Raw genomic sequence first — 21,251 nt, 5'->3', positions numbered from 1 at the left:
AAACGCGATCGAATAATTGGCCGGGTAACCGGCTTATATGGACTTGCTGGTTGCTAATGGTTACATATGCGGCAAATGGCATCTTTGTGATAGCATCCGGGTGAATCATGTCCCTGTTGCGGAGAGAATGAATTTCCGATAAAAAGTGCCGATTTCCCGTGCATGATTTACCTTTTCTGAAATATATCTTTTACAAAAAGGAATGAGATACGATGAAATTCACATTAAATCAATCATCCGTCGCGAAAGTGATGGTATATGCAGTAAGCAAAGGGCATTTGCCGGTTAATCAGCTGAGTGGTTATGATCTGAAGGAGCATGTGGGAGATAAAGGTGCGGTGACGTGGCTGTACGGCCGTCATTCTGAAAGTCACACCTTATTGGTTGGTCTTGGCGACGAAGCGAAGCTGGGTCTTGATCATATTCGTGCGGCAGCGGGTGTTGCTGGCAGAACGGTGGAAAAGGAGCAACTGTCTTCGGTGGCTGTCGATCTTAGCATGCTGTCTGGCGTCATAGGAAGCCGATTCAGTGAGCAGGAGGCTGCAACTGCTTGGGTCGAAGGCTGGCTGCTCGGGACATACGCGTTCGATAAGTACAAGTCGAAGGAAAAACAGCGCCATACGGAAACCGTCGAGCTGCTGATGACGGCTTCGGTGGAGCTGGAAGAAGCGCTCCGTCTTGGAGAAGTGCGGGCGATGGGCACGACGCTTGCCCGGGACCTGGGCAACGAGCCGCCGAATTTCCTGCGTCCTACGCATATGGTGGAGAGGGTCATCGAGCAGTTCAAAGATAAGCCGGTGCAAGTGACCGTGTTCAAAGGCGAACAACTCGAAGCGCATCAAATGAACGGTTTAATCGCAGTTGGTAAAGGCAGCAAGTATCCGCCGTCGATGATCGAAATGCGTTACTGCACCGACCCTTCTAAGCCGCTAATCGCGCTCGTCGGGAAAGGCATCACATTCGATACAGGCGGTATTAGCCTGAAGTCGGGACGCAATCTTAGCGATATGCGAATCGACATGGGCGGTTCGGCAGCCGTGATCGGAGCGCTGGACATTATTGTGGGCAACAAACTGCCGGCAAATCTCGTGGTGCTTGTGGCGACAGCGGAAAATATGCCGGACGGTGCGTCCATGCTGCCTGGCGAAGTGATTCGTTATGCTAACGGATTGACTGTTCAGGTTGGCAATACAGATGCGGAAGGGCGGCTCGTGCTCGCCGACGCATTGATTCGTGCGTGCAAACTCGGCGCAGAGCAAATTGTAGACATTGCTACATTAACGGGAGCGTGCGTATCCGCGCTCGGCAATAAAATGGCCGGCGTTTGGGGGACCGACGATATGGCTGAAGTTCTGCAGCAATTGGGCTTGAAGAACGGCGAACGCGTGTGGCCGATGCCGTTGGAAGACGAGTACGACGAGCTGCTGAAAAGCCAGTAYGCAGACCTTTGCAACATTACCGGTGTAGGGTACGCCGGTGCAATTACGGCTGCTTTGTTCCTGCGTCGCTTTGTGGAGGCAGGAACAAAATGGGCGCACGTGGATATGGCCGGAACGATGGAGGCTGGCTCAACTAGCGGATATGTCATTGAAGGTCCGACGGGTTACGGCGCGCGGCTCCTGGCCGACTTCGTCGAATCGCGGTCGAATTAATGATTGTAAACTATTTGTATGAAAAAGGAGCTAAACAGCCAGTTGCTGCTTAGCTTCTTTGTATTTGGCATTAGTCTTATGCTTTACAGCCGCTTTGCCCCACACAAACGTGTACCGAATGGCGTTGACTTCTATCTTTCGTACCATCCGATGCTGATCGCCGACTGCCGTCGTGACCGAAAGAAGATGGCAAAAAGACTGATGAGTATTCGTCTCAGCAGTCTTCTTGTTCGTTATCATCGGACTGGTTCAGCGGCCAGCGCCGCCTCTAAGCTTTGGCAACAGGTATCCAAATCTGTGACGCCAGCCCAGTATAGCTTCAACTCTCCGCGCATCTTCTTGAGAACATCGCCATTTAATCCCATGTCGGAATGAAGCAGAAAGGTTCGGATAATTTCCCGGTACAGCGGAAATCGGGAAGGCTCGGAAGCGAGAGGAGGGTTGTCCGGATCCGTCCCCCGCTCGGCTGCTTTTCTCAAGGCTGGAATGCTCAACGTCTCACGTCTGATCAGGGATTGGTAATCCAGTGATGCCAGCTCGTAAACAAGAGCCTTAGCCGCTTCCCTTTGAGGGGACTTAGAGGACACAGCCAAGCCAATCACCAGATTTAACGTATGAGCGGATTGGAGGGCGGGCAGTGGCGCGATATCGAAACGGAACGGTGCGTCTTGAAATATATTCAACCCGAAATACGTGGTCATGATCATCGTAATTTTCCCGTTGCGGAATAACTCTTCCGCTTCAACGTCGCTTTGGGATAAAAATGAAGTTAAGCCTTGTCCAAACAAAATATGTCGGCTCATGCGGATCGCTTCGCGAACGGCGGGACTGGTAAAGCTGAGCCTCCCCGTTTTCTTGTCGAAAAGGGGTTCTCCACTTTGCAGTAAAAAGATCGGCCACCGATTGTCAGATAAGGCGTGATAATAGAAGCCGACCCGATTGTTGTCGCGGGTAATGTCGCTAGCGACTCGCAACAAATCGTCCCAAGTCCAGCTGCTGTCCGGCTCCGGCAGATCATACTCCTCAAAATGATCCTTATTGTAAGCAAGCACGACAGGCGAAAAAGCAAAGGGCATAGCATGCAGCCGTCCCTCGTTTTGAAAAGCAGGTAATAGAAACGGATATATGTCCGGAATCGGCTCAAGAGGTTCCAGAAAATCCAACAATTCGTCCGATTCCTTAATCTCTTCGAAGCTTTGATGGTTGAACATCGCCACGTCAATCAATCCTGAATCCAAGTAATGCTGCATCAAGTGCAAATCGTCGAATTTGAATGGAATCGGGATCAGCTCCACCCGTATGTTCGGATGGCGCTCGTGAAATAGATTTACAAGTGTTCGTAAACCGGCCTGCTCACTCATAGACGGATAGAATCCGAAACGCAATATGCACTCCGGTTCAGGGCCGGGCTTGCTCACCTTGTTGCCGATGCGGGGGATCTTCTGAACATAACCCTGTTCGACCAAGACGTCCAAGCATTTACGTACGGAATGCTTGCTGATGTCGTACTGCTCGGCAAGCTCTGATTCGGAAGGTAAGAAGTCCCCGCTATTCACCTTTCCTGTTTCAATATCGTTTCGGATACTCGAGATCATATCTTCTAATTTGGTTCGAAGCACAGACTGCTTCGTTTTTTTACTCATCCTGAATCCCCCTGAGCCTAATGTGATCAAAATGAGCTCAACAGTGCACATCTGATGCGAATCTGATTTAAAATGATGCTAGGAAACAATAACGCCATATACTTAGTATAAGACAAGAAAAGCTGTTTGTCACTAAAATAACGATTGACAGCGCTTCCTAAGCCTCGTTATAATTCAATCAGATACATATCACAAACGCATATTCAGATATAATATTCGTATTAATCTGTTTGTGATTGATTTTCTTGAAGGGGGATATCCATTTGAATGTAGTGGTTGCAAAAGGGGGAATGATCCAAACCGGACATGAGCCGAAGCCTCAGCCCAAGCTGAACCATGTGTTGATCCGCACGGTCTGCTCCGCAATCAGTCCCGGGACCGAGCTTATGATCGCCCGGCGGCCGAATGAACAAGCAGTTCCTTTAGGCTACAGTGCGGCTGGTTACGTCGTAAATGCAGATCCCGATTGTGGCGGATTGACGGAAGGGCAGCGAGTCGCCTGTTATGGCGGACCATACGTTCGCCATGCCGAATGGCTGTCAGTGCCGCGTAACTTGGTTGTGCCAATCCCTGACTCTGTGAGTTTCCAGGAGGCTTCCTTCGTCGGACTCGGCGCGATCGCTATTCACGCATTGCGCAAAGCTTCGCTTCAGTTCGGGGAAACCATTGTGGTAGTTGGACTGGGCATTATCGGTCAACTGGTAAGTCAAATTGCACATACAGCTGCTTACCGGGTTATCGCGTACGATGTCTTGACCGAACGGAGAAACCAGCTGAAGAAGCTAATTCCGGATTGCACGGTTGTGGATAGCATAGAGGAGCTTTGCAGCTCGGTACCATTGGAATCTAAAGGCTCAGGCGTCGATGCTGTACTCCTCTGTGCAAACGCTTCCGATGGGAGTCTGATCGACCAGGCGCTGCGCTGGGTTAAAGAGCGTGGGCAAGTGGTTGTCGTTGGAGACATGAAGATGGATTTCAATCGGGGTCTCATGTTCCTGAAGGAAGCGAATATAACGGTATCCAAAGCAGGCGGTCCCGGCCGAGGCGATCCGACGTATGAGAGAGACGGCCATGATTACCCGATCAACTTCGTACGTTGGACGGAGGGGCGCAATATGGAGGAGTATATGCGTTTGTTGGAACGCAAGCTGATCCATGTAGGCCCGCTAATTTCCGGTCAAGTTTCATTTGAGCAGGTATTAGATGTGTACGAAAGGTACAAAACGAGACCGGAGCACACATTAGGGATGGTAATCCGATATGATACTTAAACAATGAGGAGGCTTACAATGAGATTTCGAAAACTAGCAATCGTGTTGAGTGCCGTGATGGCGTTTACTGCTGCTTGTTCTTCCCAAAGCGGAACGAAGACTAATGACTCGACACCAACCAAGACGCCTGCACCAAACGAGAAGGATCGAAAGATTACGATAAAGGCCATGAAGTTCGGCTTCGGAGAGCTGCCACCGAACGATGCGCCGGGTGTCAAGTTGATCAACGATCGATATAACGTCGATTATCAAATCAATCAGGTGCCGCAAGCCAGCTATGGCGAGAAATTAAGCGCAGTTCTGGCTTCCGGATCGATTCCGGATATGATTGCATTCGAGGCCCCCGACTTAACGAACCGTTATGCAAAATTCGCCAAGCAGAAAGCATTCTTGCCGCTGGATGACTACATAAAGAAGTACCCGTCATTGGCTGCCGTTCCGGATTTCGTATGGGACCAATTCAGGGTGGACGGTAAAATCTATGCGATTCCGAAATATTATCCGCGATTCGGTTTCTTGCCGATGATTCGGCAGGACTGGCTGGACAATCTGGGCTTGAAAGTGCCTACGAACTATGAGGAACTCAAAAAGGTAGCGATTGCTTTTACAAAAGACGATCCGGACAAAAACGGAAAAAATGATACCTACGGCATCGCCCTCGGTAAAGATATTAACCCGAACTACAACCTTGGCGCTTTTTGGGACCCTGCCGCTTGGTATCATAAAAATGAAAAGGGTGAGTTTATCCCAGGTATTATCTCACCTGCTAGAAAAGAACAGGTTCAATGGTTCGCGGATCTGTACAAACAAAACGCGATTACGCGCGATTTCGCCACAATTGATTGGAACGCTACGAATAAAGAGTTTTATTCCGGCCAAGCAGGTATTTTTATTGGAACTCCGCGCGGGATGATTCAGGCCAACACGGACAGTCTCGTGAAAATCGATCCGAAGGCGAAGTTTACATTCATGTCTCCGGCAGTCGCTCCTGACGGCTCAAAAGGGCTCGCGTCGAGCAGCGGGTACGCCGGATTTATGACGATTTCTGCTGAAGCCGGAAAAGATCCAGAGAAAGTGCGCCGCATTTTGGAAATGACGGAGGTTCCTCGTACGATCATCGCACTGGATAAATCGAATCCGGACAACAAAGATTTCGATTGGCTGATGGGCGGACTCGGTATTGGCTATGACATGGTGAACGGGGCGGCAGTTTCCAAGGCGAATGCCTTAAAGGACGGTCTTCGTCCCACTTCTTATCTGCTGGATGATGTATCCTGGCCGAAGAAGGAATCGGACAAAATTTATAAATACTCCAATCCTGTTCTTGACGCCGTCGTTCAGGAAATGGTGAAACTGCATGGAGAAAGCAAGTATTACGGTTCACCGCACTATGCCGTCGCATCCCCGACGCAAGTTGAAAAGGGAGCGGAGCTGAACAAATTCATTCTTGATGAGCAAACCAAAATGATTGCCGGCCAACGTCCGATTTCGGATTGGGATACTGTGATCAAGGAATGGATGGCCAAGGGCGGAGCCCAATGGATTCAAGAAGTGAATGCCGGTACGAAACTCAAAGATCCCAAAACGGCATGGGAATAAGAGCTGCACATAAACACTGGGAGGAACTTCGATGAATCTACGTCCCGTTCCAGCTGAGCAAAGGGCTTCCTTACGGAAGCCCCGGATCGGCCGCCTCCTCTGGCGAAAGCGTTATGCATATTTGCTTGTTTTGCCCGGACTTTTATATTTTATCGTTTACCGATATGTACCAATGCTCGGCTCTGTAATCGCTTTCCAGGATTACAGTCCGTTCCTCGGCTTTTCCGGAAGCGAATGGGTCGGTTTGAAGCATTTCGCCAAAATTTTTGAGGATGCTGAAGTATTACGTGTTCTATGGAACACACTAGCGCTGTCATTTCTGCAGATTGTGTTTGCCTTTCCGGCGCCGATCTTATTGGCGCTTATGCTTAATGAGGTGAGGAACAAGCCCTACAAAAGCTTGATCCAATCGATCGTTTATTTACCCCATTTTTTATCCTGGGTTATCGTTGTGGGAATATTCACGATTTTTCTGCGGGGCAGTGGACTTGTCAACACGATATTGAAAGTCAAATTCGGTCTCGGACCAATTGACTTCTTGACGATTACGGATTTTTTTCGCCCCCTAATCGTGTTGCAGGTGATATGGAAAGAAGCAGGCTGGGGGACAATTATCTTCCTCGCAGCGTTATCGGGCATTAACCCGAGCCTATACGAAGCTGCCGTTATGGACGGTGCAAACCGTTGGAGGCAGATGTGGCATATTACGCTTCCGGGTATTCGGAGCACCATAATCATTTTGCTAATTTTGCGACTGGGCCATGTTCTGGACAGCGGCTTTGAACAAATATTTTTGATGCTGAACTCGTTCAATATGAACATTGGTAATGTTTTGGACACCTATGTCTTTTTTAAAGGGATCAATCAATCGGATTACAGCTTTGCGACAGCGGTCGGCTTATTTAAAGGGCTTATCGGCCTTTTGCTTGTCATGGGAGCAAATCGGTTAGCCAAAAAGTTCGGGGAGGAGGGCATTTACTGATGGAAACGCCGACGGGCAAAAGAGAATTAATGGGGCGTAGGAGGCTATCAAGTCTGGCGTTTGACCTCCCAAACGTATTGCTGTTAGGCATTATCGCCCTTATGATGCTGCTGCCATTTCTGTACATTTTCGCCGTATCTTTTTCGAGTTATCACGAATATATGTCTAGCGACCTTCTCTTGTGGCCGAAGGAATGGGTATTGGATGCTTATCGGTATATTTTCGACTCGAAATCATTCGTCCGGTCTTTGGGAGTGACGGCTTATGTCACGATTATGGGGACCTTGGTGAATTTAGTTTTCACCTCAGCAATGGCCTACGGTTTAACACGTAAATTAATTGGGCAATCGTTCATCTTGTTTTTGGTGTTGTTTACCGTTTTGTTCTCAGCGGGGATGATTCCCACTTACCTGATCGTCAAGGAGACATTACTGCTGGATAGCCTCTGGGCGCTCATTATACCGGCCGCGATTGCACCGTTCAATTTGATTGTGATGCGCCAATTTTTCCTTAGCATTCCTGAGGAATTGAACGAGGCGGCCATGATCGACGGGGCGAATGAGCTACAGACGTTCCTTCGAATCATTCTGCCGCTTTCGAAGCCTGCGTTGGCCACGTTCTGCCTGTTTTATGCGGTGGGACATTGGAACAACTATTTTGCTGGAATTTTATACTTGAACGATCCAACGAAGTGGCCGATTCAGGTTATTTTGAGGCAAATCGTCGTGCTGAACGATCCAATGAATTCGCTCGGAGTCGCCGAACTGATGTCGGAAAATCCGCCGCCGCCGGAGACGATCCAGATGGCCGCTATATTGGTAGCAACGATGCCGATTCTGATCGTGTATCCGTTTTTGCAGAAGCATTTCGCAAAAGGTGTCATGATCGGATCCATTAAAGGATAAATCCATATGACGGAGGAAGCGAATGACCCTCAAAGAAGAGCAAATTCAACGGATTGTCAAGGAACTAGGAAGCAGTGTTGACCTGGGGATTCCGATCCGCAATGCGACCGCGCATGCTTCGGCCCTCAGTAAGACAGGTGATGGAAGAGATGCACTCTACGTTGTGCTGGATGGGGCATCGGGAGAAGATGCCCGGCTGGCAGAGATAGACCTGGACAGAGAGCAAACGGTGCGTACGGTGCGACTTCCTGGTGCAGTGGGTGCCTTTACTGCCGGAACGGCTTCGGATGGAAGCGTCTACGTCGCCTCCTATAACCGCGGCGGCGTTTATCGTTTCACCCCATGGGACGGCAAGCTGGAGAGTCTTGGAAAGCCTACGCCTGAGACCTCGTTCGGTTACGCGCTTACAGCCGGTCCGGATGGAGCGGTATATGCCGGAACTTATCCGGGATGTGTGTTCTACAAGTTCAAGCCGGGTGAAGGCTATCAGACGATCGGACCTAAGCCGTTCGAGGCCGGGGAGTCCTACGTGCGTTCTCTCGCGCATACCGAATGCGGACGGTACAGCTATGTCGGCATCGGCTCGCATGCTCGCCTGAAACGGTATGACCACAAGACCGGGGTAATTCTGGATCAGCTGCTTCCGGAGCCATACTGGAATGACGAGTTTGTATACACCGCCAATTTGGTAGGGGGGAAGCTTTTTATACGATTGCATCCGTCTAACACCTTGCTGGTTTTTGCTGTAGAACGGCAGGCAGACGGAGAGGTGACCGAGCATTTCTTGAAAGAAATAGCCGGAATCGGCAGTATGGGCGTTTCTCCAGAGCATGAAGGATCGGTTTACTTCACCTTGGCCGGCATTCTGCACCGTTACGTGCTTGAAACAGACACATTGGAATCACTTGAGATCAATACGGGAATTGCGCCGCTCGGATTTGGCTTCGCGGAACTTGAGGATCTAGTCGCTTATCCAGGGAAAACGCTGATCGGAGCCGGCAGCCGGATGGGGAAAACAAGAATCTTTAAGTACAACCCGTCTCRCAACAGCTATTCCGCGTTTGAACTGGATGTAGAGGGGGCGCCGACCGATCTGCAGTGCGTTGTAGCCGGCTCCGACGGCAAGATTTATACAGGAGCTTTTCTAGTTGGCGGCACGTCCGTCTTCGATCCAGAAACAGAGCAGTTTACGGAATACAAAGGCGTAGGTCAGACCGAAAACATCGCTGAGCTAGGCGGGAAGATGTATTTCTCCGTCTATCCGCTCGCCAAGCTGTTCGAATACGATCTTTCCCAACCATGGGACTTGCCGGCCGGCGGGAGCAATCCTAAGCTTCTGTTTGACCATGCCGAATATGAGCAGGATCGTCCGTACGGTCTTACCGTTGGGAAAGGCAAGCTGTTCATCGGCACGATTTGCGGATACGGGAAGCTTGGCGGAGCTATTCTCACCTACGATCCCGCGACAGGAGAGAGGCAGGCGCACCGTAATCCGCTTCCCAATCTAAGCATTATAGCGCTTCTGTACCGGGATGGCCTGCTCTACGGGGGCACGACGGTATACGGCGGTCTTGGAATATCGCCTGATCCGAACACGGAAGCGGTGCTGCTCGTGTACGACATTGCGCTGCGTGAAGCGAAGGGCATCCCGTTTCCGGTCCGAGGATTGAAAGCCTTAACCGCTATTGTATTTGATAAGGATGGTCTTTTGTGGGGTATGGCGGAAGGTTATTTATTCTCCTATAATCCCGTTTCCGAATCCTATGTCACCTTCGAAAGGCTCTTTCCAGAAGTCGATAACAGCAAGAAGGCAGTTTGGAGAGACGCAGCGCTGTTGTTCGGCAAGGATGGGGCTTTGTATGGAACGGTCCATGATCGTTATTTGTTCCGTTATGAACCAGAGACACATCGATTTACCTTACTAGTGGACGATGGAGCCAAATTTTTGGCGCAGGACAGACTGGGGCGGTTGTACTACTCGGATTCCAAGACGCGGCTGCGACGCTACACCTTCTAGAACCGGCATAATTTCAATAATTCATTTGATCGAAACAAATGGGAGAGTGAAATTAATGAAAAAGGGATTGTTTTGTTCAATCAAAATGTTGGTGGCAGTGATCCTGTGTGCTGGACTCGGATGGGGGAGCTTCAGTGCGAGTTATGTGCAAGCGGACAGCAGCTCGGCAGGATCGTATGAAAATTTGGGAACGGCGATCAAGCGTGTAGTGGCCGTCGCGGGCACGCCTTTCAAGGATGTCTCCGGCCGGTCGTATATAAGTGGGAGCGTGAACGGCTCACCTGCCCAATTGGCTGTGTTGGATGCTCTTACCCTTGACGTGGTAAAAGTGCTTGAAATCCCGAATACGACCTCTGTTGTTGCTGTGTTAACCGGTAATGACGGTAACGTGTATATAGGTACGACGGGGAAAGGTGAGCTGTATCGCTACGTCCCAGGATCGGATCAAGTAGAGTTGATCGGGAAGCCGATCGCCTCGGAGACGCACATCTACGATTTGACGAACGGCCCGGATGGAAAAATTTATGGCGGTACATATCCAGGAGGCAAACTGTTTGAGTACGATACCGTCACGGGTGCGTTCCGGAACCTGGGCACACCGGTTCCGGGAGAGAAATATGCCCGCCAGGTCCTTTACGATGCAAGCCGTAACATCCTGATAGTCGGAACGGGCGCGAACGCCCAACTCGTAGAAGTGAACCTTCAAACGGGCTCTGTTTCCGCGAACCTGCTGCCGGACAGTTTAAAAGTGGAGGAATACCCGAACAGCATCGATTTGATAGGCGGCAAGCTTTTCATGCAGATGAACAAGACGTCCACCATGATCATCATGGACTTGGCTACGCATACAATCGAAACACAGGTGCTCAAAGCATCCGCCAATACGCTTGCTTCACCTGCAGGGGACAAAGCTTATATGTTCGTGCCGGGCGACGCTTATCTGTATTCGTACACAATCAGCGAGAAGAAGCTGGAGAAAGTGATCCGTCTTGGCGGTTATAACGGCTGGAAGTCCGCTTCTTTCGTTAATGGAGCTGGCACGGGCAGCGGTTCTCCCGATATTCTGTCCTCTTGGATGGGCTACAATGCTGCTCTAACTTATGACTTGTCGACTGGAACGATTCGCAGCAAAACGGTTGACGTTCCTGGGCAACCGATTGAAATCCGCTCCCTCGGCAAAGGTCCCGACGGCAATATCTACGTGTCGGGTACGCAGGGAGGCACTGGAATCTTCGATCCGAACTCGGGTGGTTTGGAAATCCGCACATCGGGTATAAGCCAAGCGGAAGGAATGACGTTCCTAGGCTCTACAATGTACTTTGGGATATACCCGCAAGCCCGGTTGAGTGCCTTGGATACGAGCAAGCCGTGGGCTCCGAAGGAAGTCGCCAAGCTGCCGGCCGATAGCCTGCAGGACCGTCCATTCGGGATGGCGGTATCCGAAGAGTTTGGCAAAGTGTTCATGGGGACCGTCCCTCAATATGGACAGCTTGGCGGCGCCTTAGCTGTATATAATCCGGCGGATTCCTCGATCCTGACTTATCGCAATCTCGTGCAAGATCAGAGCATTATCACCTTGATACAGAAAGACGGCAAGATCTACGGCGGTACCTCCATCTGGGGAGCGTACGGTGCGTCTCTTCCGACTCAAACCGAAGGCAAACTGTTTGTATGGGATATTGCTAGCGGTGTCAAGGAACTGGAACTTACACCTGTTCCCGGTAAGGAAGCAGTCACATCATTGATTATCGGTCCGGACGGCAACATTTGGGGCTTTGACGAGGGATGGCTGTTTGTATACGATCCTGTGAGGAAGCAGGTCATCCATCAATCCGAAATTTTCCCTGTCTCTTATGCGGGAACGGTGTGGTCGGATGCCTATATGCTGACTGGCAAAGACGGCAGCGTCTATGGAACAGCTAGAGGCGTATTTTTCCGAATCGACGGAACTACGAAACTAGTGACCATTCTGGATCGCGAGAAGGGTTTTGACAATCTGACACAGGACGATTACGGTCATTTGTACATGCGTTCTTCGCTGGAAGGTCACAAACATGAATTATGGCGCTATACGGACCCGTCGCTCGTGTCACTTCCGACTGGGGCCCAGCTTAATGCGGACCGGACGGATTTAAAGCGGACCGAGTCCTCACCGATTAAAGTAGACCGACTGCGATTAGCGGACGGAACGTTTACTCGTAATGTGACCGGACTGTCTATCCAGTATACAAGCAGCCGTCCCGATGTAGTGACCATCGTTAATGGAAAGGCGAACGCTGTTGGTGTGGGAACAGCCGAAGTCCATGCTGCGATTCAGCTTGGATCGACCGTAATCCAATCAGATCCCCTGATGTTCCGCGTGAGTGAGCTGCCCTTGTCATCCGTTTCACTGTCCGTATATTCGACTGAGCTGCACCGTGGCGATACGGCAGCAATTTACATGAGTGCTGCCGCAATGGACGGAGCAACAGCCGACTTGACAGGGGCTCAAATCGAGATCGTCAGCTCTCAGCCGAGTGTGGTTGCAGCCGAAGGAAGCCAACTGTTGGCCCAGGGTCCCGGCTCCGCCGAAGTGCTCGTCCGTGTTACGCTGAACGGTCAAACGATGCAATCGGCACCCGTTGCCATCCGGGTTACGAGCACGTACGAGTCAGTTGCATCGGTGATAGACCGCTACGAAGCAGGCGGCCTGCTGCAGCATTCGCTTGCGATGCAGCTGCGTAATTCGCTAGATCAGGCGGCGCATCACCGGTCTGCCGGACGGCTTGATCAAGAAGCCGATCATTTGAACAAAGCGTTGGAGCATCTCCGTAAGAAGGGGGTCGATGCAACTGAAGCTGCGAGAATAGCTCTCGAAGCTGATGTATCGGCTCTGCTCGCAAAATAGAAGGAATCTGGAGATATAGAGGTGGAGGAGTATGGAAAGAAAAGCTGGGCCTGCTACACGAATCGCCATAGTGGCTTCGCAATCTACGGATCTAGAGACGACTTTCCGTTTAACGGGTATCGACGTTATCCGAATCTCGCCGTATGAAGCTCACCAGGCGGATTGGGAAAGCTATGATGCTATCTGCCTATTCGGCGGCACGGAGGAGGAACCCTTCATCCCTGATCCCCGCATGCGTAGCTGTCTAGAGCGGGCAATGGGCAAGGGTGTACGGATTTTTGCCGAGTATACGGGAAGCATCTCGCATTATTACCAGGCCGGCATGACAGCGACTACCCGGTATGATCGGCTGGTGTATGTGGGAGAAGACCGGAACGGGTTGAGCCGCGGGAGCCTGCTCGAGGATCAGTGCAACCTGATGATCAGCGCACAGGGTGGAATGTACGAAGGTGGAGTTCCTATTCTTGAGTACACATCCTCTAGTGAACACGACCAGGTTCCGCCTGAGGAGTTGAAGCAGGGACCGCCGACACGTTGGGGACTGTGGATCGATCGTTCTGGTTCGCTCATGATAGCTTCCTTCCGCCTGTGCAACTATATTCAAGCACGATTTTCTCCTGCGGAACATTGGAAGTCGGTGATTTCCTTGATCTTGGAATGGTTGGTCGAAGCACCCGTTTCACTCCAATTTCCTCAGCCCGCCTACTCAACGCCGCTTGGTAGAGGAGATGAACCTTCGGAGAACCATTTCCTGGATAGCACGAACCGGGCCGTTCAATGGTTCCACCAGTCGGGGCTGCTCCTTAACGACGGCTACGATGGTCTGATGGAAGGGATCGCCACCGAGATTTATCCGGATGGACGCCCGCGTGTACTCACTGAGGTACGATCTGATTGTATTGGCGAGACATCCTTCGCGTTTTTCATGCATGGCTTGCTGACAGGGGATCGGGGCAGCTTGGACATGTCCGAGCGGCTGATCGGGTTCGCGTTTGAGGTGTTCCAAGAGAAGGAAGACCCACAGCTGAAAGGAATGATACGTTGGTCCAAATCCCAGTGGGACATCACTTATCAGGACGATGTTGCCAGAATGCTGTACGGAGAACTCTTGAAACAGCGGTATACAGGGAGCAGCGCTTATCTTCGGGAGTGTTTGGATGCCCTTGATTTTCTCGTGAGCACGACGGGAACGGACGGGACTCGGGTGTCTTTTACTCGAGGTCATAAGCTAAATGAAAAGACGATCTCGGACCTCAGACAGATGGACGGGAACTCACCAAGCGGACACTATAACGGCTATTACTTGGCTTCCCTTCTTCAAGCRCATCGCGTAGCCAATCGGCCGGATATGCGGGATGTCGGCGTCAAAGGGCTAGAAACGCTGATGCGGGCTTACCCGAATACGACTAGAGAGCATAGTGAGACTCAGGAGCTGTGCAGACTGGTGCTGCCGGCGGCTTGGCTGTACGAGGAGACCAGGGAACCGCAGCACCGGGACTGGTTGTACCGAATCTGCGCAGATTTGGAGCGGTTCAGGCATGAACCGAGCGGAGCTTACCTGGAGTGGGACACGGGCTACAAAGCGAGACGCGGTTCGGCCCCAGCAGGTGAGGAAAGCACCTTACTCAGCCGCAACGGAGATCCAGTCACTGATCTGCTATATTCGCTCAATTGGCTCCCTGTCGGTTTCGCGCAGGCTTATCTCGTTACCAAAGATCCGTATTTTGAAATATTGTGGAACCGGATCGTCGGTTTCCTATGCGGCAGCCAGCTCCACAGCTCTAACCCGAAGCTGGACGGAGCATGGGCTCGCGCTTATGATGTTCGCCACCGGGAAGTATACGGACTGCCCAAGGATGTAGGTTGGGGCCCTTGGGTAATAGAATCAGGATGGACGGTAGCGGAGATCTCCTCCGGGATTAGCATGGGACTTATGAAGGAGAAACTGTTGCGATATCATCCATGATTCGATTCAATAAGGAATTGAAGTGCGCCCGCCGCAGCGAGTAAAAAGAGATCAAAAGACCGCTCACCCTATGTTGAGGAGAGCGGTCTTTTTGCGCACCCAAAGAGCTTACTCATCTTTGAACTTGACACCCTTTAATCTATATTCGGTTAGGGAGATACCGAAATATTTTTTAAAACTGGTATAAAAGTAATTCGACTTTTCGATCCCGCACTTCTCCAAAATATCATTGATCGGCATGCTGCTGTGTTCCAAATCGTGTTTAATCTTCTCCATTCGGACCGTTGTGATGTATTCGGCTACGGATTTGCCGGTTGCATGCTTAAACAGCTTGCCGAGATAGACGGACGATATGGAGAGGGAGTCCGCACAACGATTAAGGGAGAGGTTCTTATCCGGATAGTTTTCATGGATAAGCTTGATGACGGTATCCACGATCTCATTCTTTTTCTTGCTTTTTGTCCCGCTTTTTAAAAGAATAATCTCATCGATCAAGCCGATAAAGGTTTGTTCGATTTCCTCAAGCGTTTCCAGGCTGGTTACCTTACCGAGAAAATCGATCGAGATGTAATTTAACTTGGATTGCGAACCGTCAACGATATGATTCAGAGAGTTGTAAATGGTAAAAAAGAGATAGATGATCGATGTCATGATATTGTCATAAGAAGAACGCTCGATCGCTTTGATAATCTCCTTGTACGCTTCCTTGGCCGCTTCGCCCTTTCCCAGTTTAAGAGAGTCGATGAGTTGTTTTTCCTTGGCTGTCGGAAAGGTAAAGTGACTGTTTTCGACATGCTGCAAGATTTCCGGTGTAAGAATGCTAGAGTGACCATATTTGATTCTGTACATCGAAAGGTGATGGGTATTTTCATAAGTGTTTTTTATTTGCTCGGAAGATTCGATAACGCAGCCCAGCGTACCGGATAATGAAATATTCAAATACTGTTTGACTTGGTTTTGAATTTTGGCGACGATGGCACAAAACGTGTTGTATAAAATGTCCGGATCGGCTTGCTTCTCGCCCAAGTCCGCCAGGACGGCAATTTGATCGGAAGCGGTATCGATTACTTCGTTTCGAAAATGTTCAGAGGTGGTTTCTTTGGCGATATTCGCAATCGCATATTTATATAAGGATCTGTCCTTCTCATTGTGTTTGTCGACAAACTCTTTATAATAGTCGATTTTCAAAAGATACACAAACAGTTGGTTTGTATAATTCAACTGAATATCGAGCTCTTCTTTTACGGCTGCGTTTTTTTCAACCGGAAGCATGACTTGACCGCTCAAAACTTGCTTTAGAAAATCGGTTTTTAAAAGCGGCGTTGTATCTCTCTTCATTTTCTCCAAAAGGATCGTCTTATCGATCATCCCGTTGAAAGTGTTTGCCAGAAAACCGACCTCATCCATATTTTTCTCCGGCCTGCTTTCCGCGTTTAGTCTTTGCTTGATGCCGTTCGTTAGAGCGCCGATAGGGCGATACAGCTTTTTGGAGGCAAGGAAGGCGTAAAATAACCCCAGAAGCAGGATAATCAAACAAAATACAATAGTTATCGTCCCATTTCTTCGAACGATCGAAAAGACCGATTCATACGGTGTCATACTTAGAAACGTCCATCCCAAATTTTCAGAAGAAACATAGGAAATGACGACTTTTTTGTGATCGAGATCGTCGATGAATGTTCCGGAAGAATCTACGGATGAGAGAGTTTTTTTGAAATAGTCTTGATCTGCTATGTTTCTCATGAACATGTCGGACGACGAGTGGCTGACGATGACGCCGCTTTTATTGACGACTAGCACCTCGTTTCCATCACGGTTCATCTTGTTGTCAATGGAGGAAAGTGTCAACCTCAGCCAATCGGAATCGACATTCAATACAATGGCGCTGTCAAAATTTTCACGATTATCATTCGCGTCGAACAAAATATAGGTGTAAACGTTTGCATATTTCGTATTTGCTCCATCGGGATTGACAACTTTTCTTGGGATCGGGTAGAGATTTGGTATCTTTGCATTTTGAGGATTATTCAACATCTGAATAATTTCCTTGTCAAAGAAGTCGGAGCTGCTGTAGAACGTGTCCGACGGTGTGGAAATAATCGTGTCTATTTTTCTGTTATAGACATAGGCGGAATGGATATAGGTGTTAGGGATGGCGAGGGCGCTCAATGTTTGAATCGCCTTGCTGGTGTTCAGAATATCGTCGTTATTGCTGCTTGCGAAAGCGATGATGGAGTTGTTTAACGATAGCGATTGGCAAAATTTCTTGGAAATGGCATCCATATACACGGCGCTATAACTGGTTTTGGACAAAATATCGGCCTTCATTTCTTTAAGCATTTCGATGGTTGATGAATTGTAGTTATAGTACAGCATGGAAGAAAGGACCAATATCAAGGCCGTTATGATGGTCACGAAGGAGATCAGCATTCTTTTGAACATGCTTGTGCGGGTTTTATAAGCATCCAGATTCATACAGACCACCTCTCTGGCGAAATTGCAAGATCATGTATGGTCATTTTATCGGATAATGATTTAAAAGGAAACTGGAAATAGGTCGAGGCACGCGGGAGTATCATTTTTTAGAGAATTAGTAATTTTTATAGAAGGACATGATTTAAAAATCGGAGTTATTTCGAATCTTGCTGTTTCCTTTCCTGCGGCGCGAAATTATGATGACAGTACAAAATGATTAGAGGGGAACATCGATGAAAACAATAACCATGAAATCTGAAGCCAAAACAACAAGCATTCGCCGGCCACTGCCCTTTATCGGCGAAATCATTAGAAACAAGTCGTTTTATGCCATGATGCTGCCCGGACTCCTCTTCATTATTATTATGTATTACTTGCCGATGTTCGGGGTCGCGATCGCGTTCCAGCAATACAACCCGTTCAAGGGCATACTGGGGAGTCCATGGATCGGTTTCAAAAATTTCGAGTTTCTTTTCAAATCGGACGCTATTTTTCAAATTACGTTCAATACGATCCTTTATAACCTTATCTTCATTATCCTGGGTATTGGGCTTGCACTGGTCATTGCTGTCCTGATCGATGAAATAGGGAACCGCCATCTTGCAGGCGCATACAAAAGCATATTGCTGCTTCCTTACCTGTTGTCGTGGGTAGTGGCCGAATATTTGCTTTTTTCCTTTCTAAGCGTGGACAGAGGAATGCTGAACCGAATCCTTCTTTTTTTTGGAGCAGAGCCTGTGCAATGGTACTCGGAACCGTTTTATTGGCGCTTTATTTTGCCGGCGGCCTATGTCTGGAAAAATGTAGGCTACTTCGCCGTCATTTTTGCGGCAGGAATATCCGGAATCTCGACTGAATATTACGAAGCGGCCAAAATGGACGGTGCCAGCAAGTTTCAGCAAGCAGTCAGGATCACGATTCCGATGCTAGCCCCTATTACGATTACTTTAGTGCTTTTGCAAGTGGGCAAAATTTTTTACGCCGCCTTCGGGGATTGGGGCTTGTTCTATAATCTGCCCAAGGAGTCGGGCGTATTGTTCAGCGCCACCAATGTTATCGATACCTATGTGTATAGATCGCTGAAACAGATGGGCGATTTCGGAATGTCTTCGGCGGCCGGCTTATACCAGTCATGCGTGGGATTCGTTCTCGTCGTTGCATCCAACTATTTGATCCGGCTATACGACCGTGACAGTTCTTTGTTTTAGGGGGAGACGAAATGAGACAACCTATTTTATCCAGAATTGTTCTTAATGTTAGCTTCATGGTGTATTCCGCTTTATGCCTGATTCCTTTACTTGTCGTCCTTTCCGTTTCGTTAACCGATGAACAGGCTATATTCCAGACCGGGTACCGGATCATTCCGCTGAAATTCAGTTTCGGCGCTTATCAATATATTCTTATGGGGAATTCCCCCATACTCAGAGCTTACGGCGTTACGATTATAGTTACCGTCATAGGCACGCTGCTGCACCTTGTTATCTCCTCCATGTTTGCCTACAGCCTGTCAAGAAACGAGGTAAAGTACAGGAATATAATCTCTTTTCTGGTCGTGTTTTGCTTGCTGTTCAACGGGGGATTGGTGCCTTGGTATATTTTGCTCTCGAAATATCTTCACCTTAAAGATTCGATATTCGTGCTCATTGTTCCTTACCTGGTTTCGTCGGTGAACGTGCTGATCATGAGAAATTATTTCAGAACGATCCCGGAATCGATCATAGAATCTGCAAGAATCGACGGTTCAGGCGAGTTCAACACGTTCTTGAAGCTGGTCATTCCCTTATCGACGCCAGTGCTGGCTACCATCGGACTGTTCGTAGCGGTATTTTACTGGAACGATTGGTTTACAGCCGCCCTCTTCATCGAGAACAGCAAGCTGTACACGTTGCAGTTTCTCCTTCAGTCCATCATGAACAACATCGCGTTTCTTCAAGGGAATGCCTTGACAGCGAAGGCTGCAGCGATGCAGCCGGATGAGACGGCCAGGATGGCTACATGCGTCTTGGCGGTAGGACCGCTTGTGCTCACATACCCTTTCCTGCAGAAGTATTTCGTCAAAGGGCTTACGCTAGGCGCCGTGAAATCGTAAAGAATGGCTTTACCGGGCATAGCCCCGTTTAGCATATAACAAAATAATGGAGGTCATTGCAGACATGGGGAAAATGAAGAAAGTAGCAGGCATTGCTGCCGCCCTCTCGATCGTGCTTGCGGGTTGTGCGACCGATAAGCCGAACAATACGGCTGCACCAGAGGCAACGAAGAAACCGGAAGGAAATGCGGCGACGACTCAACCGACGAAAGAATCTTTGAAACCGGTAGAGCTGACGTACTACTTCCCGAACTCGCCGCAGAAGGATTTGCAGACGGTAGAGGATGCCTTGAACAAGCTCGTTCAGCCGAAAATTAATGCCACGGTTCGACTCAAGCTCATAGACTGGAACGCGTACGAGGAAAAAATGAAAGTCGTCATGGGTTCGGGGGAGCCCTATGATCTAGTCTGGACATCTTCAAGTACGAATAATTATTTCCAAAATGTAGCGAATGGCGCGTATGCACCTTTGGACGATTTAATTGCCAAGTATGCTCCCGACACCAAGAAAGGGATTCCCGATACGTTCTGGAATGCCGTGAAAGTGAAAGGGAAAACTTACGCAGTTCCTGTCTTCCAACAGTCAACCGCCGGTTACGGGTATTTAATCCAAAAATCTGTAGCAGACAAGTATAAACTTGACTGGAAATCCGTCAAAAAGCTGTCGGATTTGACGCCTTTCCTCGAAACGGTGAAGAAGAATGAGCCCAATCTCATCCCTTGGGAATATAACCAGAATGGCGATCCTTTCTTAACCGCTACGCCTATGTTCGGCATGGAATCTTTGGGCGATGCCAAGACTCCGGGAAATCTTTACTTGAAAGACGGCAGCAAGGTCGTTAACCAGTACGAGACTCCGGAATTCAAAGAATATGTAACGATGATGAGAGACTGGTTCAGCAATGGATATTTAAGGAAAGACGCATCAACCTTGAAAGAAACGTCAGCGGACCGAAAGGCCGGAAAGAACGCTCTTTCGTTAGGCCAGATCGATATCGACACCCAAGCCTTTGAAAAAGCCGGTATGGAAGCAACAGGAAGGATGTCCAATTTTAATAAAGATATACAATCTTACGACATGCAATTTGTGAAGCCGCTGCTGACGACCGATAAGGCCGCTGCGACAATGACGGCGATTTCCGCCAATTCTCCGAACAAGGAAAGGGCGATGATGTTCCTCAATCTGCTGAATACGGACAAAGAGATTTACAACACACTGGTTTGGGGTGTTGATAGCAAGCATTACAAGAAAGTCGCGGAGAATCGGATTGAAACGAATAAAGACGGCGGCTATCAAATGTTTGCGCCGTGGGAATTCGGCAATATGGCGCTTACGTATATATTCGAAGGAGATCCCAAAGGCGGAGAGGTGGGCAACAAGTTTACGAATTTGTGGGTAGATCTTAATAAGAATGCCCCGGCTTCCAATGCTTTGGGATTCGTGTTCGACTTTACACCGGTCAAGGCGGATAAAGCAAATGTTGATGCAGTCATCGCTGAGCTTTACTATGCAATCTCCAGCGGTTCCGTAGACCCTGACAAGTACTTGCCGCAATTCCTTGAAAAATTGAAAAAGGCAGGCGCCGACAAGATTATAGCGGAGAAGCAAAAACAATTGGACGCTTGGAGAGCGGCGAAATAAGCCACAACTGCCTCCAACTCAGTAGCGTTGCATAAAACTTCACAAGAAAATCGCGGTAGGGAATGCGCTCATCCGCCCATGCGTAACCTCGCTGATTACTTAGAAGACAAAGGTGGGCCAAGG

The 21,251-nt window shown here is 49.2% G+C and carries 14 protein-coding genes; 11 read left to right on the top strand and 3 right to left on the bottom strand.

All coding sequences use genetic code 11. The features are described 5' to 3' along the window. Positions 1-212: 212 nt before the first annotated feature. Positions 213-1,652, top strand: a complete 1,440-nt coding sequence (locus AC1DWB_RS22370; RefSeq protein WP_477543303.1) for a leucyl aminopeptidase family protein — start codon at positions 213-215, stop codon at positions 1,650-1,652. 30 nt (positions 1,653-1,682) lie between these two features. On the opposite strand, the gene AC1DWB_RS22365 is transcribed toward AC1DWB_RS22370, so the two are convergent. Both AC1DWB_RS22365 and AC1DWB_RS22360 read right to left on the bottom strand, forming a co-directional pair. Continuing rightward, the gene (locus AC1DWB_RS22365; RefSeq protein ID WP_477543302.1) at positions 1,683-1,892 is read right to left on the bottom strand and encodes a hypothetical protein; all 210 of its coding nucleotides are present in this window, start codon (positions 1,890-1,892) and stop codon (positions 1,683-1,685) included. Next, positions 1,889-3,295, bottom strand: coding sequence for an ABC transporter substrate-binding protein (locus AC1DWB_RS22360; RefSeq protein WP_477543301.1), 1,407 nt, complete (start codon positions 3,293-3,295; stop codon positions 1,889-1,891). The genes AC1DWB_RS22365 and AC1DWB_RS22360 overlap by 4 nt, the downstream gene beginning before the upstream one ends. Before the next feature lie 272 nt (positions 3,296-3,567). Between AC1DWB_RS22360 and AC1DWB_RS22355 the strand changes: the two genes are divergently transcribed. The 7 genes from AC1DWB_RS22355 to AC1DWB_RS22325 are packed head-to-tail and all read left to right on the top strand — an operon-like array spanning position 3,568 to position 14,922. Next, positions 3,568-4,566: a zinc-dependent alcohol dehydrogenase gene (locus AC1DWB_RS22355; protein ID WP_477543309.1), complete on the top strand. Its 999-nt coding sequence runs from the start codon at positions 3,568-3,570 to the stop codon at positions 4,564-4,566. An 18-nt stretch (positions 4,567-4,584) separates the two neighbouring features. Next, positions 4,585-6,165, top strand: a complete 1,581-nt coding sequence (locus AC1DWB_RS22350) for an extracellular solute-binding protein (protein ID WP_477543300.1) — start codon at positions 4,585-4,587, stop codon at positions 6,163-6,165. 31 nt (positions 6,166-6,196) lie between these two features. Further along, the gene (locus AC1DWB_RS22345) at positions 6,197-7,147 is read left to right on the top strand and encodes an ABC transporter permease (protein ID WP_477543299.1); all 951 of its coding nucleotides are present in this window, start codon (positions 6,197-6,199) and stop codon (positions 7,145-7,147) included. After that, positions 7,147-8,052 (top strand): carbohydrate ABC transporter permease, encoded by a 906-nt coding sequence (locus tag AC1DWB_RS22340; protein ID WP_477543298.1) that lies wholly within the window; start codon positions 7,147-7,149, stop codon positions 8,050-8,052. Before AC1DWB_RS22345 ends, AC1DWB_RS22340 begins: the two co-directional genes overlap by 1 nt. A 22-nt stretch (positions 8,053-8,074) precedes the next feature. Beyond that, positions 8,075-10,069 (top strand): hypothetical protein, encoded by a 1,995-nt coding sequence (locus AC1DWB_RS22335; RefSeq protein ID WP_477543297.1) that lies wholly within the window; start codon positions 8,075-8,077, stop codon positions 10,067-10,069. Between the two features lie 55 nt (positions 10,070-10,124). Continuing rightward, a complete protein-coding gene (locus tag AC1DWB_RS22330) occupies positions 10,125-12,956 on the top strand; it encodes an FIMAH domain-containing protein (RefSeq protein ID WP_477543296.1) in 2,832 nt (943 codons plus the stop codon). A gap of 31 nt (positions 12,957-12,987) precedes the next feature. Beyond that, positions 12,988-14,922: a hypothetical protein gene (locus AC1DWB_RS22325; RefSeq protein WP_477543295.1), complete on the top strand. Its 1,935-nt coding sequence runs from the start codon at positions 12,988-12,990 to the stop codon at positions 14,920-14,922. A gap of 108 nt (positions 14,923-15,030) precedes the next feature. Here AC1DWB_RS22325 and AC1DWB_RS22320 read toward each other — a convergent pair whose 3' ends face one another. Continuing rightward, complete coding sequence (locus tag AC1DWB_RS22320; protein WP_477543294.1) at positions 15,031-17,397, bottom strand: helix-turn-helix domain-containing protein; 2,367 nt, start codon at positions 17,395-17,397, stop codon at positions 15,031-15,033. 233 nt (positions 17,398-17,630) lie between these two features. Between AC1DWB_RS22320 and AC1DWB_RS22315 the strand changes: the two genes are divergently transcribed. The 3 genes from AC1DWB_RS22315 to AC1DWB_RS22305 all read left to right on the top strand — a co-directional run bounded on the left by AC1DWB_RS22315 (position 17,631) and on the right by AC1DWB_RS22305 (position 21,128). After that, positions 17,631-18,605 carry an ABC transporter permease gene (locus AC1DWB_RS22315; RefSeq protein WP_477543293.1) on the top strand — a complete coding sequence of 325 codons (975 nt, stop codon included), beginning with the start codon at positions 17,631-17,633 and terminating at the stop codon, positions 18,603-18,605. Between the two features lie 11 nt (positions 18,606-18,616). Further along, on the top strand, positions 18,617-19,486 hold the full coding sequence (locus AC1DWB_RS22310; protein WP_477543292.1) for a carbohydrate ABC transporter permease: 870 nt from the start codon (positions 18,617-18,619) through the stop codon (positions 19,484-19,486). Between the two features lie 64 nt (positions 19,487-19,550). Beyond that, positions 19,551-21,128: an ABC transporter substrate-binding protein gene (locus tag AC1DWB_RS22305; RefSeq protein ID WP_477543291.1), complete on the top strand. Its 1,578-nt coding sequence runs from the start codon at positions 19,551-19,553 to the stop codon at positions 21,126-21,128. The last annotated feature ends 123 nt before the right edge of the window (positions 21,129-21,251 follow it).

Source organism: Paenibacillus sp. P4_E11 (assembly GCF_056401635.1).
Note: the sequence above shows the minus strand (reverse complement) of the source record. Positions and strands in the feature narration are given on the sequence as shown.

Coding starts and splice junctions, on each gene's coding strand:
- AC1DWB_RS22350 (WP_477543300.1), top strand. CDS start 4,585: ATGAGATTTCGAAAACTAGCAATCGTGTTGAGTGCCGTGATGGCGTTT.
- AC1DWB_RS22305 (WP_477543291.1), top strand. CDS start 19,551: ATGGGGAAAATGAAGAAAGTAGCAGGCATTGCTGCCGCCCTCTCGATC.
- AC1DWB_RS22340 (WP_477543298.1), top strand. CDS start 7,147: ATGGAAACGCCGACGGGCAAAAGAGAATTAATGGGGCGTAGGAGGCTA.
- AC1DWB_RS22315 (WP_477543293.1), top strand. CDS start 17,631: ATGAAAACAATAACCATGAAATCTGAAGCCAAAACAACAAGCATTCGC.
- AC1DWB_RS22365 (WP_477543302.1), bottom strand. CDS start 1,892: ATGATAACGAACAAGAAGACTGCTGAGACGAATACTCATCAGTCTTTT.
- AC1DWB_RS22310 (WP_477543292.1), top strand. CDS start 18,617: ATGAGACAACCTATTTTATCCAGAATTGTTCTTAATGTTAGCTTCATG.
- AC1DWB_RS22320 (WP_477543294.1), bottom strand. CDS start 17,397: ATGAATCTGGATGCTTATAAAACCCGCACAAGCATGTTCAAAAGAATG.
- AC1DWB_RS22360 (WP_477543301.1), bottom strand. CDS start 3,295: ATGAGTAAAAAAACGAAGCAGTCTGTGCTTCGAACCAAATTAGAAGAT.
- AC1DWB_RS22345 (WP_477543299.1), top strand. CDS start 6,197: ATGAATCTACGTCCCGTTCCAGCTGAGCAAAGGGCTTCCTTACGGAAG.
- AC1DWB_RS22330 (WP_477543296.1), top strand. CDS start 10,125: ATGAAAAAGGGATTGTTTTGTTCAATCAAAATGTTGGTGGCAGTGATC.